Origin of the sequence: Streptomyces sp. CB02009 (assembly GCF_001905825.1) — a bacterium.
Taxonomy (GTDB): Bacteria; Actinomycetota; Actinomycetes; order Streptomycetales; family Streptomycetaceae; genus Streptomyces.
In genome coordinates this window covers 248,283-265,494 of the sequence record NZ_LIVV01000003.1, presented here as the reverse complement: position 1 = coordinate 265,494, position 17,212 = coordinate 248,283, and the positions used below count along the sequence as shown (strand labels likewise).

Genomic DNA, 17,212 nt, shown 5'->3' with positions numbered 1-17,212 from the left:
TCACCGGTCTACGTTAGCCGGAGCGGCCGTGCGGGCTCCGGGCACCTCACGCGCCGAGCTTGTGTCCGATGTGGGCGATGTGAACCCTGCGGGTGTCCTTCAGGAACCGGAAGTGCAGCCGTCCCGCGCCGGGCGTGAAGCGCAGATGGGTGTCGAAGTACTGCTGCGTGCCGTCGAGGTCGGTGAACTTGCAGTAGTCACGCTTGCGCGTCGCGTGTTCCGGTGTCACGAAGGAGCCCCACTGCGGCTCGTCGAATTCGGTCCCGGGCTGCCAGAGCTGAACCGCCCGGTCCATCTCCGCGAGCCGCTTGCGGACGGGGTGGACCCAGTACTGCTTCAGTTCGCGCATCTGCTTTTCGACGTGTGGCAGGAAGCGCAGGTGCAGAAAGAGCTCCGGGCACTGTTCCCACAACTCGGCACCGGTACGGATGCCGCTCAGGCCGTCGCGCAGGGCGGCCTGCGTCTCCTCGTGGATCCAGGGCAGGTGCGTGTCGACGTGCTCGCGGGTGGCGGCGTGCGGGACCTCGACGGAGGTGATCGCGGATCCGCCGTCCTCCTCGTCGAGCAGTTCCTCCCGTGCGAGGGTGACCCGGTCCGTGTCCCAACAGGGTTCCAGCGGCAGGGACACGCCGGCACCGCCCATGAGGTGCGCGGCGCCGAGTCCGGTCACCGGTACGCCCTCGTGGCTGTAGGCGATGTCGGAGAAGGTCTCCCCGTCGGGGTAGGCGTCCTCGTGCGGGTACTTGGTCTGCATGAGCAGCAGCCGCTGCCACAGTTCCTTGGCCCCGGGGCTGCCGACCCACTTGGCGATGGGGTGGTCCTTCGCCAGCCGTAAGGCGTTCACGGGCTCGCGGGCGACGAGCACCGTTCCGGGCCGGTCCACCCTCGCGACCGCGACGATGGCCCTCACCAACTCCGTCATGGCACGGTTGACCCGATCCGGGTCGGCCGTCGTCTCGCAGGACGTCTCGTTCAGGAACAGCTGCGGCACGTCTCCCCCTCCGCGATGGTGTGCGCCCCGCCTCCCCAGGCGGGCATGTCAGCCGATGAGCTGGTCGAGCGTGTTCTCCAGCTCGTCGAAGAAGCCCGAGGGCCACTGGTCGAGCATGCCGTCCTCGTCTACGCGGGGACTGACGAAGTTCACACCGGTGCCGTCGCCCCGGAAGTAGTGGAACACCGTCTGACCGGGCGCGAGCCGCCCCTGCTTGACGGCGAGGCGCACCCCGTTGATGACGTGGTCGCTGTGCGTCTCCATGATCACCTGGGCGCCCTGCGCCGCGGCCGAGGCGGCGAGCGTGGCCATCTGGGTCTGGCCCTGCGGGTGCAGGTGCGCCTCCGGGTTCTCCAGGAGGATCAGGGAACCGGGACGGGCGCTCACGCAGGCGACGACGATGGGCAGGACGTAGGTGAGGCCGAAGCCGACGTTGGTGGGGCGGCGGCGTTTCGTGGCTCCGGCAGCGCCCCGGAATCCGTACGAGAGGCTCACGACGTCCGCGCCCTTGATGGCCTCGGCCTGGATGTCCACACCCGGGCACAGGTCGCCCATCCAGGCGGCGGTCTGGTCGATCAGATCGTCGGACGCGGCTTTCGGGTGGCGCAGGGGGCCGGCGGGGACAGTGTCCTCGCGATGGTGGCGCAGGAAGTTGACCGTGTGCTCGCCATGTACGCCGAGGAAGCCCCGGCCGATCGCCACCTGGTGGTCGCGCGGGTAGAACTCGGCGGGCGAGATCCGGTCGGCGTGCAGGTACTGGAAGGGCGCGGTGAAGAACGCCGGGGTCACGGCCGCCGGCCCGGTCGGTCGCTCCCGTCCGCCCTCGGAGAGGTCGGGAAGGTCGACGTCGAGCAGGGGCAGGAGGTTCTGCTCGGCCTCGTACTCGGTGGTCCACCCGTAGTGGTAGGGCCCCTCGTCCACAGCGAGGCTGATCCGGGGTTCTTCCTCCGTGAAGTCCTCGTGGAGGACGTCCTCTCCGGTGCCCAGGCCGACGAGTTCGCCGTTGAGCAGGAAGCCCTGGTTGGCGACGCTCGTGCGGAGCCCGGCCTGACGTGCTTGCGGCAGCAGCGAGGAGAACGCAAGATCACCGGACTCGTACGACTGGCGGAGCAGCGCGAGGGACTGGAGGACGCTGCTCTTGCCGGACGAGTTGAGACCGGTGAGGAGGGTCAGCGGGCCGAGGGGGATCTCCGCGTGTTGGAACGCCTTGTAATTGTGCAGCGTCAATCGGTCGATCACTGTTCGGCCACCCCTCGGAACAGTCGTGCCACTTCCTGGAATCGGGTGCGGATCCTCGCCGGATCCCCGGTGCCCACGGAGATCGACCGGTCGAAGTCCCAGTCGTCCATGAGCTCGACGAAGCGGTCGTGCACCTTCGCCCGCGACGCTACCAGCCGTCTCCGCTCGTGATCATCAAGAAGCGCAAGATGGACGGAGATCGTCTCGAAGAGGGCCTTGTTGACGGCTGGAGAACTGCGCTTCCCGCCCCGCCACTTGCGGAAGGCGTGCTCGCCGAACAGATCCCGCGCGCACCACATGGCCATCCGGAACTCGCGTGCCAGCTGCGCCCGCCGCTCCTGACCGATGGTGTTGATCTGGTACATGGAGTCGATGAGGAACTTGTCGAAGTCCTTCTCGGTGTGCGCGGCCGGATTGGTCAGACGGAAGGCGAGGAAGCGCAACACCATCTCCCGGTCGGCCATCCGTTCGTCGGACACGCTCCACCGGGTGGCCTCTCCGAAGGCCGGGTCCTCGGCCAGGTCGGCGAGGAAGGTCCGGACCGGCCCGCTCACCAGCGCGTGCCGCAGTTCCTGCGGCTTCAGCGGCACACCGCCGGTGTTGATCCGGGAGAAGACGTTGTACTTGACCGCCTCCGGGGTGCCCTGCTGCATGATGTGGACGGTGAGCTGGGTCTCCCGCAGGCGCAGCTTCATCCGTCCGCTGAGGTCCTGGTAGGTACTGCCGTCGAGCTGCCAGAGGTAGTCCACGCCCCGGAGGGTCAACGGCCCCAGGTCGGTGAGCTCGGGCTTCATGAACCGGGCGATGGCGGTGAGCCGCTGGACGCCGTCCACTACGGCCCATGTGTCCTCGTCGCCGTACGCCATGTGGAAGTTGGAGATCGGGATGCGGAGGAGCAGCGACTCGATCAGCCGACTCTGCGCACGGTCGCTCCAGATGCCGGAGCGACGCTGGAAGTCCGGCGCCAGGTCGAGCATGCCCTGCTCCAGACGGGACAGGAGCAGTTCCGGCGTGGTCGTCTCGGTCTGGATCCTGATGTCCTCCGGCCGGAACGGGGCGGAGATCCCGTCCACGTCCCGGTACTCGCCGTGCTCCTCGTCCTCCTCGTCGGCGGGGAGCTCCAGCTCGACGCCGGTCGGACGGCCGTCGGATCCGATTTCGAGGGGCGAGCCCAGTGGCAGGAGGAGCGAGTCCGGCTGGTCGACGTCCTCGGCCCCGGCGTAGCCCCGGGGGGCCGACGAGCGGCTTCCTTCGGCGCCCCGGCCGTGCCCGCCGTCCTCGGCCTCCGCCATACCGCCCGTCACCCTCCGCCGTCCGCCACAGCCCGATGCCGTGCCAGGCTCAGCCTATAGACGGTGCCGGGGGCTGTCAGCGCGACCGCCCGATGCCTCCCCGGGGTGTCCGGCCGGCGGCGGTCAGTGTGTCAGGTCCAGCTCGGCGACGACGGTCTTGCCGACGGGGACGCGGTCGAGCACGTCCCACCGGTCGGCGAGCGCTTCGACCAGGAGCAGGCCCCGGCCGTCCTCGGAGAGGGGCCGGGGTGCGGGGCGGGACGTTCCGGGGCCGGGGGGACGCCGCTCGCCCCGGGTGTCGGAGACCTCGACGCGCAGGGTCCTGCCGAGGAACTTCACGGCGAGCTCGAAGTCACGGCCGGGCACGCGGCCGTGCGTGACGGCGTTGGCGGCGAGTTCGGCGACGAGCAGGGCGGCGGTGTCGGACGCCGGGCTGCCGTGCGGCACGCCCCAGGTGTCGAGCTGGTGCAGCGCGAGCCGGCGGGCGAGCCGGGCGCCGCGCGGGGTGGAGCTGAAACGCTGGGTGAACACACGTACGGTGACGGGTGCCGCGTGGGCGGTGGGGGTGGACGGTGCTGTCATAGGCCCAAGGTGCCTTTGGGTGGGGTGGGTTCACCAGGGCCGCAGCGCGTACGCCGAGTCAGCGTACGCGCACGTTCGGTGGACAGTACGCGTGACCGTACGTGACGATGACCGGGGTTGAAGCGGTACGGCGGCAGGTGGCACGGGAGGTGTCCGGCGGTGGCCTACGAGAGCACGGACGGCGGTACGGGGGCGGCGGCGGGCGGCGCGGAACCGGGGGCGTCGGACAGTCTGCGCACCTTCGGCGCGGTCGTCCAGGCCTTACGCGAGCACACGGGCCTGAGCCGCGAGGAGTTCGGCACCCTGATCGGCTACTCCAAGCACACGGTCGCCTCGGTCGAACAGGGCCGGCGCATGCCGGACCGCGACTTCGTGGAGCGCGCCGAACCGGTGCTCGGCGGCACGGGCGCGCTGCGGAAGGCGGCGCCGCACCTGTCCCGGCAGGCGGGCCTTGCGAGCTGGTTCCGGCAGTGGGCGCGGCTGGAGGCGACGGCGATCAGTCTGTACACGTACGAATGCCGGGTGGTCCCTGGCCTGTTGCAGACGGAGGCGTACGCGCGAGCGGTCTCGCTGGACGTGCCGCCGTTGCCGGACCCGGAGGAGCTGGAACAGCGGATCGCGGCACGGCTGGCGAGGCAGGAGCTGCTGGCGGTGACGCGGAAGCCGCCGACGGCGTTCAGCTTCATCGTGGAGCAGGCGGTGCTGGAGCGGTGGACGGGCGGGGAGGCGGTGACGCGAGAACTGCTCGATCACTTGGTGGGGTTGGTCGAGCGGAACTGGAACGTGGAGTTTCAGGTGATGCCTACGCGGAGGCCGACGCATGCGGGGCTGGACGGGCCGATGCGGCTGGCCGAGACGCCGGAGAACCAGTGGTTCGCCTACTCAGAGGGACAGCAGAATGGACGGCTGATCGCCGACCCGAAGGAGATCAGCCTCCTTCAGCAGCGGTATGCGAAACTGCGCTCGCAGGCTCTGACCCCTGAGGACTCGCTGAGCCTGCTGAAGCGATTGCGAGGAGCGCTATGAGCACGTCCGAACTGGCCTGGTTCAAGAGCAGTTACAGCGGCTCGCAGGGTGACGACTGCGTCGAGGTGGCCATGGGCACGCAGGCGATCCACGTCCGCGACTCCAAGGACCAGCGGAGCCCCGAACTCGCCCTCTCCCCCGCCGCGTGGGACGACTTTGTCACGTACGCCGCCCAGGTCTGACCCTCACGCGAGTGCCACGCGCCGGACTCGTCCGGCGCGTGGCACTCGCGTTCACACCGTGGGAGGCGTCCACTTCCCCTTGTCGACGGCTTCCTGGAGTCGCGCGGAGAAGTACGCGTGCGCCGCGCGCATCTCCTCTTCGCGGTTCGCCTTGTAGAAGGGTGCGGTGTAGCCCTCGGGGGGCTCGGGCCGCTCCTTCCGTTGGTAGGCCAGGAAGTGCTCGTAGTGCTCCTTGGTCTGGCCGAAGCCGTAGGTGTAGCGGTTCCCCGCGATCTTGCGCTCCTTGGAGTCGAACCAGGTCACGGCATCGAAGTCCTGCATGATCGGGAATCGGGCCTTGTACATGGCGACGAGGGCGTCGGCGCTCACGCCGAGCCAGACCGCGACGAGAGCGTCGATCTCCACCAGGGCTGCCCGCCGTGCCCGCTCGGTGCGTAGCGGGGTGTTCCGCGTCCACACTGGACCGACTGTGTGGAGCGGTTGCAGCTCGGGCCAGTCGCACGCCCAGGGCTCGTAGGCGGGCCAGGTGCGATCGTAGAGCTCCTCCCACAGGTCCGCGTAGGCGTTAGTGAGGCAGTTGAGGCGGAGAGTACGCAGAAGAAGGGCGGCAGCCAGGGGGTGCTCTGCGTGAGGCGCTGGAAGTCGCCGGGCCGGCGCCTTCTGCAAGTGACCCACACCAGTGGTCCGGAGTAGATAGTCCATTGGTAGGCCAGCCCAGAAACCCGCAGTCAGTGCCGTGAGACGGCTACTACCCACGGTGGCGCTTTGCAGAAGGAGCACGTGCGCTACTTTCGGTGGAAGCAGCGCGACATAGAGGCTACGTTCCGTATCGGGCGCGATCATTTCCCGCCACGCCATCCGGTAGAACTCGGTGTAGGGCCTCCGCAACCGCCGCAGCAGCTCCGCCTCAATCTGCTCCTCAGTGACGCTCGACGGCATCACTTCGAACCGCCTGGCTGCGACGTTCCGGGCCCGGTTCACTTCACACTGTGACGCCTTGAGCTGCTCCAACGTCCTGCCATCGCTCCACACGTCCAGTTGTGCGCGGTACGCCTCAGGCTTCGCGACGTATGCGTAGCTGGTCTCGGGCACGGCGTCGTCCGCCAGCGTCATGGGGTTAAGACCAAGCACCTCACCTGCACCCTGGCTCGGCTGCTTGAACATCGGGTTGGCCAGGCCGATCTGTGGACCCTTGAGGATCACCTCTGACCAGCCGACCGGGCGCCGGACCATGCCTGCACTATCTGGCACATTGTAGTCAAAAATGCCAGCCGCTCTGTCATTCGTTTCGTGGTAGCCACTGCTGATTTGCGGCTCGTACTCTGCGAGCCGGAGCACGTAGTCCGCTAGCGCCTCGATCGCCTGAGCTTCCGCAGTACTCACCGGGGACAGCAACCGTGTTTGACGTACTGATTGGGCGTCATCGCCTGTGAGCTTCTGCCAGCGGGCAAGCACAGCCTCGTCCACATGGACAATCCGCTTGCGATGTGGGCGTTCGTCCCAGCTGTCGCCGTAGCGGACTCCAGGGTCGGACCCCGTCCCTTCGTCGTCTGCCGACAGGCGCAAGGCGTCCACGGAGAAGAGCCAGGACAGATGGTCGAAGCCGATCTCGCCTTCCTGCCCATAAATGTGCACACCAAAGTGGCTGGACCGGCCGACAGGTGGGGGGAAGAAGCGGTTACCCGCGTTCACGAAGTCGCCGTGAACGCGCAGCCTGGAGTAGGCAGCTTCACGCAACCGCCCTTCCTTATCACCGCTGAAATGGGTGTCTGGGTGGATCAAGCCAACGGAGCCGGTACGTGCTGTGTGGTGCCACGTCCTGCACATGAATGCCCGGTACAGGTCTGGTTGGGTGCCCGTGAGCAGGGGGTAGACCGGACCCGAGCCGAGCATCTTGCCTAGGCCGCTGGTTGAAGCGAGTTCGGCGAGAAAATATGCGCGGGCGCGCGGCGACTCCAACAACTGCTCACGCCGCCGCATCCGCTCGATTTGGGTCGATTGCTCAGTGAGCATGAACCACGGTTCGTACTCGGCGAGAACCGGATTCTCCTCCCACCTCGGCCGCACCCAAGGCGGGTTCCCCACCTGAAGGTCGAACCCGCCCCCCGCTCCCCGGAACACATGCGCGAAGTGCAGCTCCCAGTGGAAGAAGCCGTGGCCGTCCTCCGCCTTTATGTCCTTCTCCGTGGTGCCCGCGATGTCCTCGACCGTGTTCAGCCACGGGTAGCGGAACGGCAGCTGCGTCGCCGGGCGCATGCCGAGGAAGCCCTCCAGGCGGTCCTCCACGTCGGCGAGGAGTCCCAGCGCCTCGTCGGGGCTGAGGTTCTCGATGCCCGAGAGCAGCGACTGCTCAGGCATGTCGACCCGGCCCAGCAGGCTCTCCAGGAAGTCCAGCCAGTCGCCGAGGCTCTGGAGCGGGACCGTCGTCCGCTCCGGGGCGCGGCTCACCGCCTTGCGGGCGGCAGGGACGGCCCGCGCAGACGCCCCGGCGCCCAGGCCCTCGCCCAGCTCCTCCTGCTCCCCGTCCGGGTCGTCGAACAGGCCGGCCGTCCGCCACAGCTGGTCTCCGGGCGCGGGGCCGGACGGCGGCTCCACGGGCGCCACCGACGTGACCGGGGCGGCAGGCTCCACCGGCCCTCCGCGCAGCATTCCCGGAACCGACGACTCATCCACGAGGGCGCCGCCCGCCACGTACTCCGGAGCCGTGCCGTCGAGCAGGCCGGTCTTGTCCAGCGGCCAGAACCACAGCGCGCACCAGGCGTCCATGACGGTCTTCAGCCGCCAGTACGGCGTGCCGTGCCGGGTCAGGTCATCGAGGACCTTCTGCTTGTCCTCCGCCTCCGTGGACTGCTCCAGCCAGTCCGCGCCCCACACGTCGACGCGGCGGGACACCGCCCGTTCGGAGAGTTCGAGGCGGGTCGCGACCAGCGACCACAGGAACTCGGCGCGCCGGGCCACGCCCTGGAGGCGGCCCAGCTCGGTCTTGTCGGCGGCCTTGCGCCAGCGGTCGTAGCGCTTCTGCCGGGCCTCGGCGGTCTCGTCGCCGCGCTCCTGGAACGGCTTCGGGCCCTTCGGGGCCTTCTGGACGCCCTTGCGCCACTGGCCCAGCGCCTTGGCCTCGTCCTCGGCGAGCTTCTTCGCCTCCGGCTCCCCGGCGACCGCGCCCCAGCCGATCGCGGGCAGCAGGAACTGGTGCACCGCACCGTCGGGCAGCGGCCCGTCACGGAACGGCAGGTCCTTCGGCGGGAGGGTGTTCTTCTTGGCCAGCCATCCACCGCCGGGCAGGACGTCCGCCCCGTAGACCTTGCGGCCCGCGCCGATCAGCGAGTTGCCGCGCCGCAGGTGGAGGCCGAACCAGGGGGCCCGCATGCCCGGGTGCATGGAGTTGAGCCACAGGGAGACCTCGGCGAGCTCCACCGCCGTGGCGTTGAGGTCCACGCCGTAGGCGTTGTGCAGGGCGATGTACGCCTTGGCCTTCTGGAGCTCGACCTGCCGCAGTTCGGGGTCGATCCGACGGCCCAGCTCGCGTTCCCGGCGCCGCAGGTACTCGGCGGCCACCTGGTCGATGGCCTCGTTGAGGAACGCGCCGGAACCGAGGGCCGGTTCGCAGATCTTCCACTCCAGGAGTTCCTTCGCCGGGGTGGTGCCGTCCTGGTCGAGGCGGTGCCTGAGGGCCAGCTCGACCGTGACCTCGGTGAGGGACTTCGGGGTGTAGTAGGAGGCGGAGGTCTGGCGGTCGCGGCCGGCCAGGCGGTAGACGAACGAGTCCTTGGGGTGGGGCACCCGCTCCAGGCGGCCCGTCTCCTCGTTCGTCCGCTTGACGAAGAGGGCGTCGTCGTAGTCCCCGGCCCGGGATGCGGGGATCATCCAGCTGCCGCCCGACGGGTCGCCGCCCTTGGCGACCTCGTACAGCTCCTCCTCCGCGATGAAGCCGGTGTAGGACATCAGGCCCTCGTACACCGCGCCGAGCTGGTTGATGCCGAGCTGGGCGTACGAGATGAAGCCACCGCGCTCGCGCCCCCTGCCCTTGGTGAGCATCAGGCGGCGCAGCACCTTATGCAGGGTCTCGTTGCGCAGCCGGGTGTCCAGGAAGGGGCGGCGCTTCTCTACTACTCCGCCCCTGTATTCCGGGTTCTCGATCTGGTCGTCCGAGATGAGACGGACGGCCTCCTTGGTGAACAGCTCGGAGCGCAGGGCCTCGAAGCGCAGGCCCGCGCTCGTGCTGCGGGCGGCGGCGCGGCGGGCGCGGTCGGCCTCGCGGACCCGCTCGGTGTACTCGGCCTGGGTGATCTCGCCGTCGGCGAGCAGCCTCGCCGCCTCGTTCTCGGCCTCCGTCGCCTCCCGGGCCGCCGCCTCCGCCGCGAGGTCCTCGGGCTCGGTGCCGTAGCGGCGGTGGCCCTTCTCGACCTTCTCGAAGAGCAGATCGAGCGACTCGTACAGGTGGAAGCCCTTCCGGGAGCGCTCGCCGACGAGGTCGCGCAGGACGAGGTCGCCGAGGCGCTGGAGGCCGTAGCCCTGCTCGTACTCGGGGTAGTCGGAGGGCAGGATGCCGAGGGCGGGGCTGGCTTCCGCGTACAACAGGAACAGGATGCGGTACAGGTAGCGCAGCGACTCGCGGCTGAGTTCCTTGGCGAGGCGGGCCGGGTCGTCCAGGTCGGCGGGGGTGACGCCGTTCTCCGGTTCGCGCAGGCGGTCCAGGACCTCGTTGGCGATCCACTCGACGCTCAGGCGCAGGCCCTCGCGGAGTTCGGTCGAGACACCGACGGCGTGCTTGGAGGACCGGTCGAGGAAGGCGGCGAGCGGGGCGGTGCCGCCCTCGGCGGGGACGCGCAGCGCGTCGGCGCCGAACAGCGCTGCCAGGATGTCGAGTTCGCCGCCGTGGCGGTCGTCGCGGCGGTGCAGGGCCGCGTCGAGGTCGGCGGACAGATAGCGGCCCTCGGGCCAGGCGAGTCGGTCGGCGAGGACGACGACGCCGCCGACGAGCAGCAGGACGTGGCGCGGAGGTGCGTCGCAGGTGAAGAGGAAGTCGGTGAGGGCCTTCGCGTCCAGCAGGTCCGGCGCCGACGTCTCCGTCTCCACCGGGTGGAGCAGGCGGCCGGCGCCGTCCGGGTCGAGGGCTGCGTCGGGTTCGGTGGTCCAGCCGCAGGCGACCGCGTACAGACCGGGTTCGGCGTGGAGGACCTCGACGGCGTACTCGCGGTCGGCGCGGTGGACGGTCACGGTCTGCTCGTGGGCGTCGGTGTAGCCGAGCGCACGGAGGGTGTCGAGGTGGCTCTCGGTGTAGCGCTTTCGCCACCCTTCGGGTTCGAGCGCGTCGGGCTCTGCGAGCGCCGCCGTGTCCTCGGCGAGCGCGGCGCGGCCCGCGAAGTAGGAGCCGTACAGGGCGCGCAGGCCCTCGCGGGGGGTGCGGACGCGCGGCGGGACGGAGTCGGGGCCGAGGCCCTGGCGGGCGGCGTCGGCGACGGCGTCGGCGTGGCGGCGGCGTTCGGTCTCCTCGAAGGCCGCCCAGCGGGTGAGGAGGCCGTCCTTCGCCTTGAGGTCCTTGGGGAGGACCTCGGCGAGGTAGTGCGGCGAGAGGTAGTCGCCGTGGTTGACCAGCGAGTCGTACGTCACGTCAGTTCTCCGCCTGGGTGTCGGACGGGTGGGCGGCGTCGGATGCGGGGGCCGGGTCCTGGGCGACCGCCGCGGGTGCGACCGCCTCGTCTCCGGAGGGGTCCGGGGTGCCGGGGCGGTCCAGGACGGCGAGGACCCGCAGGAGCGGGCGCCCGGTGGTCTGGAGTTGGTCGAGGAGACGGGCCAGTTCGTCGGCGGTCTCCTCGACGAGGCGCTCGCGGCGGCCGGTGACGCCGGGGAGCAGGGAGTCGGCACGCCACCGGGCGACATGGTCGCGGTAGGCGGCGAGCGGCCCGCTGATCTGCTCCTCCCACGCGGCCCTGCCCGCGTCCAGGTGGTGCCGGGCGGCGGTGACGGCGGCCGGGACGAGGGTCTGGAGCCGGGCCAGGTCCCCCGGGCCTCCGGTGCGGGCGAGCCTCGGGCCGACCTTCGCGTCGCGCAGCGCGTCGGCCATGGGGCGTACCTCGGGCGTGCCGGTGCCGTCGGGCCGGATACCGGTCACGGCCATCCAGCGGACCACGGTCGGGCGGCCGAGGGCGTTGGAGTGGATGCCCTGGACGAGGAAGACCGGGCCGTCGACGTGGGGCGTGCTGATGACCGGTGCCTCCTGCCGGCCGAACTCGACCAGGACCTTGTCCGTCAACCACTCGACCACCGGATGGATGTCGGTCAGGAAGGAGACGTCCGGCCACATCGTGGTGCTGCTGTCCCTGGCCTCGGTGAGCTTGCGCTGCGCGAGGGCCCGGTCGAAGGTGACCAGCATCCGTTCGGCGACGTGCTGTTCCCTGAGGTAGGAGGGCGGCAGGGCCTTGAGGCGGTGGAGCAGGTCGGGCGCCAGGGCCGGGGAGAGGGAGAAGTAGGCCCCGCCCTGGGTGTCGGTGCCGGACGACAGGGCGATCTGGTCCTCGGCGCGCTCCTCGTACACCTCGTCGAGGGCGGTGGCGACGAAGTCGGCGGTGTCGCCGTCGAAGAGAGAGATCAGCTCGGCGCGGGCGGGCAGCTCCTGCTCGGTGATCGTGTCCACCTGGCCGAACAGGTCGGCGAGTGCCGTGTCGTCGGCGGGGGCGGAGTCCAGGAACTCCTCGACCGTGCCGCCCCTGACCAGTTCCTTGATCAGTCGGCGCTCCTCCTCCTCGGCCCGGTAGAGACCGGAGACGGCCTCGGCCGTGCCGTCCAGCTTGTGCGCCTCCTCCTCCCGCAGGAGCAGCTTCTCGGCGACCGTGCGGTCGTCCTTGGCGCCGGGGACGGCCGAGGTGAGGATCAAGGCGTGGAACCGGGGCTCGTGCTTCTGCCCGTACCGGTCGATACGGCCGTTGCGCTGCTCGATGCGGATCAGGGACCACGGGATGTCGTAGTGGACGAGGTGGTGGCACTGGCGGTGCAGGTTGACGCCCTCGGAGGCCACGTCTCCGGTGAACAGCAGCCGCACGGGGGTGTCGGCGAGGCCGAACGCCTCGAGGACCTTGCCCTGCTCCTCGTCGCTGAGGCCGCCGTGCATCACGGCCACGGCCTTCGACGTACCGTCCGCCCCGACCGGGAAACCAAGACGGGCGGGAACGACCTCGGCGAGCCACGTCAGTGTGCGGACGCGTTCGGAGAAGACCACGGCCCGCGTGGTGGAGCGGGGGCCGACACCGATCGCCTTGAGCTGGGCGACGAGGGCGTCGAGCTTGGCGGAGTCGCCGGGCGCGGTGCCGTCGCCCATGCCGGAGACGATCTCCCGGAGACGGGCGAGGGCGGCCTGCTCGGTGGCGAGGGCGGGGTCGGGCCGCAGCCCCTTCTCCTCTGCCTTGCGGACCCGGTCCGTGAGGGAGGCGATGCGGTTCGCGACCGTCTCGCCCAGGGCGACGTGCGAGGACAGGAACGTCTTGAGCAGGTTGTAGGCGAAGACAGGCTCGACGGCGACCGAGACGGGGTCCTGACCCGCGGTGCCGAACTCCGTACTCGTCGGCGGGGCGGGGATCCAGTGCTCGGCCAGTTCGGCGAAGACCCGCTCCTCCGCCTCGGTGGCCTCGCAGTGGAGGGAGACGGTGGGGCCCCGGTCCGGCCATTCGGTGCCCATCTCGTCACGGACCTCGGGGCTGATCTTGGTGCGCCGGATGAAGAGGTGGCCGAGGTCCTCCGCCGGGTCGTAGTGGTCGCGGTCGGCGATGGCGGCTGGGTCGAGCAGGGAGATCAGGTCGGCGAAGGACCGCTTGTCGCCGTTGTGCGGGGTGGCGCTGGCGAGCAGCAGGGCGTCCGTGCGCGGCGCGAGGATCTCGGCGAGGGCGCGGCGCTGGCTGCCGGGGTTGATCAGGTTGTGGGACTCGTCGATGACGACGGCGTCCCAGCGGATCCGCTCCAGGTGGTGCCGGTACTGGCCGATGTTCTTGAGGGTGTCCACGGAGATGATCACGCGCTTGTAGTGCGTGAACGGGTTCCGCCCGGCCGGCAGCTCGCGCTGGACACGCTGGACGCCGAGCGAGTCGAGCCGTACCAGCGGGATGGAGAAACGCGTCCACAGCTCGTGCTGGAACTGCTCCAGGATGCTCTGGGGGGTCACGACCAGGATGCGCTCGCCCCGGCCTCGCCGGATGAGCTCGGCAAGGGTCAGGCCGATCTCCAGGGTCTTTCCGAGACCGACGACGTCGGCGATGAGGACCCGGGGGCGGAGGTTGCGCATGGACAGGGCGAGTTCGGCCGGGCGCTGCTGGTAGACGAGCGGGTCAAGGAGGAAGCGGTCGGCGAGGGCGAGGCCCCGCTCCGACTGGGGCAGCGGCGTCTTGCGCAGGACGGCCTCGAGGAACAGGCGGCTGCGCCGGAAGTAGGAGGAGGTGTCGGGTACGAGGACGGTCTTCTCCGGGTCCAGGAGCTCCACGGTGTCGATGCCGCTGAAGAAGACGGCCTCCTCGTCCCGCACGAACTCGGAGACACCGATCGCCTCGATCCTCTCCCCGTCGTGATCGGTCGTGGTGGTGTTGCGGACCAGCCACTCCTCGTCCCGTACGAGGATCTGCGCGCCCGGCGGGAACCGGGTCCCCTCCTGCGTCGCCCCCTGGTCGGTCACTCACGGCCCCTTCGTCTCGCGTGTGTCGTCGCTCTCGCCTCCGCAAGTTTGTCACGGGGAGGAAGCGGGACGTACGAGATCGGGCACGGGGGCCGCGCCTGCTCAGAAGCGGGCCTCGCGGGCGTAACCGGCACGGATCCGCTCGGCGATCCTCAAGGGCGCGGAGGGCCGGACGGCGGTCGTCCCGCCTCGCGGGCGCGGACGGGTCTCCGCCTGCGCGGGCGAGGACTCCGGGAGGGCGGAGGCCCCGTCGTCCGGATCATCCGCGTCGGGCTCTCCCTCCGAGGCGTGCTGCCCGGCCCCTGCGAGACCGGCCGGACCCGCCTGTTCGTCGTCCTCGGCCGCCGCCTGGTCGATGACGGCGGGGGTGTAGGCGGGTGCGTCGGCTCCCGCCGGAGGTTCAGGAGTCGGCGCGGGAAGCTGGGGCACACTGATCTCAGGCGTCAGGGCTGCGAGGCGCCGCTTGGCCTGGAGGGCGGTCAGACCCTGTTCATGGATGACGCGCACCAGCCGCTCGGTGACGTCGGGCAGTGCCGGCCTGGCATCCGGATCCAGTGCCAGCATGTCCGTGATCAGCGGCACGAGTTCCGGTGGGGCGTCCGTCAGATCGGGAGGTGTCGCCGGGTCCTCGATCCTGAGGGCGACGGCCTGCCACGTCGGTCCCTCGTACGGGTAGTGCCCGGTCGCGGCGAAGAGCAGCACCGCGCCCAGCGCGTACACGTCGGCGGACCGGTCCAGCTGTTGCTCGCCCCGGGCCTGCTCCGGAGGCATGCAGAGCACGCTGCCGACGACGAAGCCGGTGGCCGTCAGGGCGGTGCGGCGTTCCGCGAGCACGGCGAGACCGAAGTCGATCACCTTGGGGCCGTAGGGGGAGAGCAGGATGTTCTGCGGCTTCAGGTCGCGGTGGAGCAGCCCTGCCTCGTGGACCGTGCCGAGGCCCTCGGCCAGCAGCGCCCCGAGGCTGGCGGTCTCGGCGAGGGGCAGGGGCGCCTGACCGGCGACCAGGGTGCGCAGATCGGGACCGGGGACGTACTCGACCGCGAGCCAGGGCTGATCGGCGTTCGCATCGGCGCCGACGAAGGCCGCGACGAAGGGCCCGTAGACGGTGCGCAGGCTCTCCACCTCGGACAGGAAACGCGCCCGGGTGTCCTCGTCGAGCACGGAAGGCTTGATGACCTTCACCGCGGCCTGGTGGCCGGCCGCGGACTCCCCCAGGAACACCTGTCCCATGCCGCCGGAGCCGATCCGGCACACGAGGGCGAACCCCCCGATCTCCCTCGGGTCGTCGTCCCTCAGTGGTTCCACGGTGTCACGCCTCCCCCTTGTGGTCCGCACCCCACGATTCCATGTGGTGGACCTACTCGGACCGGGAGGCAGTCTATGCAGGTCCCCTGTCGTCCTGTACCGGCTTCCCGGGAGGCTCCCATCGGCGCGACGGTTGTCGTCACGCGCCGGACAGGCCGTGGTCGTCCATCAGCCGCATCAGGTTCCGCTTGCGCTTTTGGGCGGCGCGCAGGTCGGTGACGTAAGCGGTGAAGTCGTCCGGTGTGCCGAGGCGGCGGTGGCTGTCGCGGATGCCCAGGAGCAGGCTGACGAGCTGTTCATAGGCTCGGTTGCCGGTCTCACGGGTGAGGCGGGCGGCCAGGCGGAGGTAGACGGCGAGGGCGTCCGCGGGGCGGGTGGGGCGGGACCGGTCGGCGAGGGTGAGCCACTGGCCGTCGTGGGCACCGTGCTCGTCGGCTGTCCGCCAGGCGGCGTCGATGTCCTTGTCGTCCAGCAGGACGTCGACGAGGACCCGGTCACCGCGCGTGTCCGCCCGTGCGGCATCGTCGCGGAGACGTGCCAGCGCCTTCTCGCGCTCGGTCGGCCAGCACGCGGCGGCGATGGCCGCGGCACGCAGCTGCTGGTAGGTGAGCAGCGTGCGGCGGGCCGCGAAGTGGTCCCGGCGCAGGGTGACGGTGTCGGCGGGCCGGTCGGTCCGGGTGTAGCGGTCGGCGAGGTGGTCGATCAGGGCGGTGTCGACAGTGGCGAGGTCCTCGGTCTCCCGGATGCCGCGCTCGGCCCATTCCAGGGCTTCGACGGGGCGACCGGCGGCGTCGAGTTCGCGGGCGATAAGCAGATGGGTGTGACCGTTCGGCGCGAGGTCGGCGGCGTGTACGGCGATCACCGTGTCGATGTCCCGCCCCGACTTCGCGAGGCGCTGCATCAGGTGCTTCTCGGCCCAGCCCGTACGGTTCGTCTGCCATGCCTCGACCGCGTACCGGCGCAGGGCTGCCATCCCTTGCTCGCCGAGCAAGTCCTCGTAGTCGAGCGGGTCGATGTCCGTCAGGTCGGCCGCGTCGTCCAGAGCGTGGGTCACCAGCCAGTGCGCGAGTTCCACCAGGTCGGGGCCGGCCGCGCGGCAGGTCTCGTGGTGGGCAGCGGCCAGGCCGGCGCCGATCTCGCCGAATCGGCCGTCGGAGTCATCGACGCTTTCGACCGCAGCGGCCAGCATCCCGATCGCCTCCCGGGCCAGGGCGATCGAGTCGGCCGCCCGACCGGAGGCCGTCACCGACCGGATCGCGTCGACCGCCTGCGCGGCCTGGTCGGCATAGGCGTGAGCGTCCGCGTACTCGACGTAGCCGTACCGGGCAAAAGGGCCGCTGTCGAGCAACTCGCGGATACGGGAACGGATCCCGGCCACGTCGCCGCGGGCGCTCGCCGCCCGCAGTTCCAGACGCTTCCGCAGGTTCCGGTCCTCGGCCATCTCTTCCCGTACAAGAGCGAGCAGATCGTCCCGTGACATGCCGGTCAGCCAGGCGTCGAGGCCTCGGGTCCGGTCCCGGGCAGCCTTCCGCCGGCGAGGCAGGTCGGCATCCTGAGCGATCACCGTCAGACCGAGCGCGACCAGGCGCTTGCAGAAGTTGCCCTCCTGGCCGTACGGGCAATCGCACGCGCCCGCCGGCTTTCTGCGCCCGCGCAGGAGCAGCTCCACCTCGTACCGTTCCGTGCCGCGTACCGACGCCCTGATCCAGCCGTCACCGAACTCGACCCCGGACACTTCGTCGACATAAGCGAGTCCACGCTCGAACGAACGCTCCCCGGCCAGCGCCCTCAGCTTCGCTTCCGTAAGACCGTCCACGCCTCTCCGCGCTCCACTCCGGCTCGGACCCCGCCAACAGCCCTCACATTAACGGCCGCCCGGCCCGCGGGCCCCATCCTCGCGTCAGGCCGTCAACCACCGATGCTCTGCGGCGCCTCG

At 70.3% G+C, this 17,212-nt stretch carries 10 protein-coding genes; 2 read left to right on the top strand and 8 right to left on the bottom strand.

From position 1 onward, the window contains the following. Nucleotides 1-46: 46 nt before the first annotated feature. The 4 genes from AMK27_RS14070 to AMK27_RS14055 all read right to left on the bottom strand — a co-directional run bounded on the left by AMK27_RS14070 (nucleotide 47) and on the right by AMK27_RS14055 (nucleotide 4,104). The gene (locus AMK27_RS14070) at nucleotides 47-991 is read right to left on the bottom strand and encodes a hypothetical protein (RefSeq protein ID WP_073906444.1); all 945 of its coding nucleotides are present in this window, start codon (nucleotides 989-991) and stop codon (nucleotides 47-49) included. A gap of 48 nt (nucleotides 992-1,039) precedes the next feature. Next, a complete protein-coding gene (locus AMK27_RS14065) occupies nucleotides 1,040-2,230 on the bottom strand; it encodes an AAA family ATPase (RefSeq protein WP_073906442.1) in 1,191 nt (396 codons plus the stop codon). After that, nucleotides 2,227-3,522: a DUF262 domain-containing protein gene (locus tag AMK27_RS14060; protein ID WP_073906440.1), complete on the bottom strand. Its 1,296-nt coding sequence runs from the start codon at nucleotides 3,520-3,522 to the stop codon at nucleotides 2,227-2,229. Before AMK27_RS14060 ends, AMK27_RS14065 begins: the two co-directional genes overlap by 4 nt. A 123-nt stretch (nucleotides 3,523-3,645) precedes the next feature. Then, nucleotides 3,646-4,104 (bottom strand): ATP-binding protein, encoded by a 459-nt coding sequence (locus AMK27_RS14055; protein ID WP_073906438.1) that lies wholly within the window; start codon nucleotides 4,102-4,104, stop codon nucleotides 3,646-3,648. A gap of 159 nt (nucleotides 4,105-4,263) precedes the next feature. Between AMK27_RS14055 and AMK27_RS14050 the strand changes: the two genes are divergently transcribed. Next, nucleotides 4,264-5,130 (top strand): helix-turn-helix domain-containing protein, encoded by an 867-nt coding sequence (locus AMK27_RS14050; RefSeq protein WP_073906436.1) that lies wholly within the window; start codon nucleotides 4,264-4,266, stop codon nucleotides 5,128-5,130. Continuing rightward, nucleotides 5,127-5,312: a DUF397 domain-containing protein gene (locus tag AMK27_RS14045; protein WP_073906434.1), complete on the top strand. Its 186-nt coding sequence runs from the start codon at nucleotides 5,127-5,129 to the stop codon at nucleotides 5,310-5,312. Before AMK27_RS14050 ends, AMK27_RS14045 begins: the two co-directional genes overlap by 4 nt. Nucleotides 5,313-5,363: 51 nt before the next feature. On the opposite strand, the gene AMK27_RS14040 is transcribed toward AMK27_RS14045, so the two are convergent. The 4 genes from AMK27_RS14040 to AMK27_RS14025 form a co-directional block, all read right to left on the bottom strand. Then, nucleotides 5,364-10,925 carry a DNA methyltransferase gene (locus tag AMK27_RS14040; RefSeq protein ID WP_073906432.1) on the bottom strand — a complete coding sequence of 1,854 codons (5,562 nt, stop codon included), beginning with the start codon at nucleotides 10,923-10,925 and terminating at the stop codon, nucleotides 5,364-5,366. 1 nt (nucleotide 10,926) lies between these two features. Continuing rightward, nucleotides 10,927-13,971 carry an SNF2-related protein gene (locus AMK27_RS14035; protein WP_079188427.1) on the bottom strand — a complete coding sequence of 1,015 codons (3,045 nt, stop codon included), beginning with the start codon at nucleotides 13,969-13,971 and terminating at the stop codon, nucleotides 10,927-10,929. 102 nt (nucleotides 13,972-14,073) lie between these two features. Next, nucleotides 14,074-15,276: a serine/threonine-protein kinase gene (locus tag AMK27_RS14030; RefSeq protein WP_073906430.1), complete on the bottom strand. Its 1,203-nt coding sequence runs from the start codon at nucleotides 15,274-15,276 to the stop codon at nucleotides 14,074-14,076. 139 nt (nucleotides 15,277-15,415) lie between these two features. Then, on the bottom strand, nucleotides 15,416-17,092 hold the full coding sequence (locus tag AMK27_RS14025) for an SWIM zinc finger family protein (RefSeq protein WP_073906428.1): 1,677 nt from the start codon (nucleotides 17,090-17,092) through the stop codon (nucleotides 15,416-15,418). Nucleotides 17,093-17,212 lie beyond the last annotated feature (120 nt).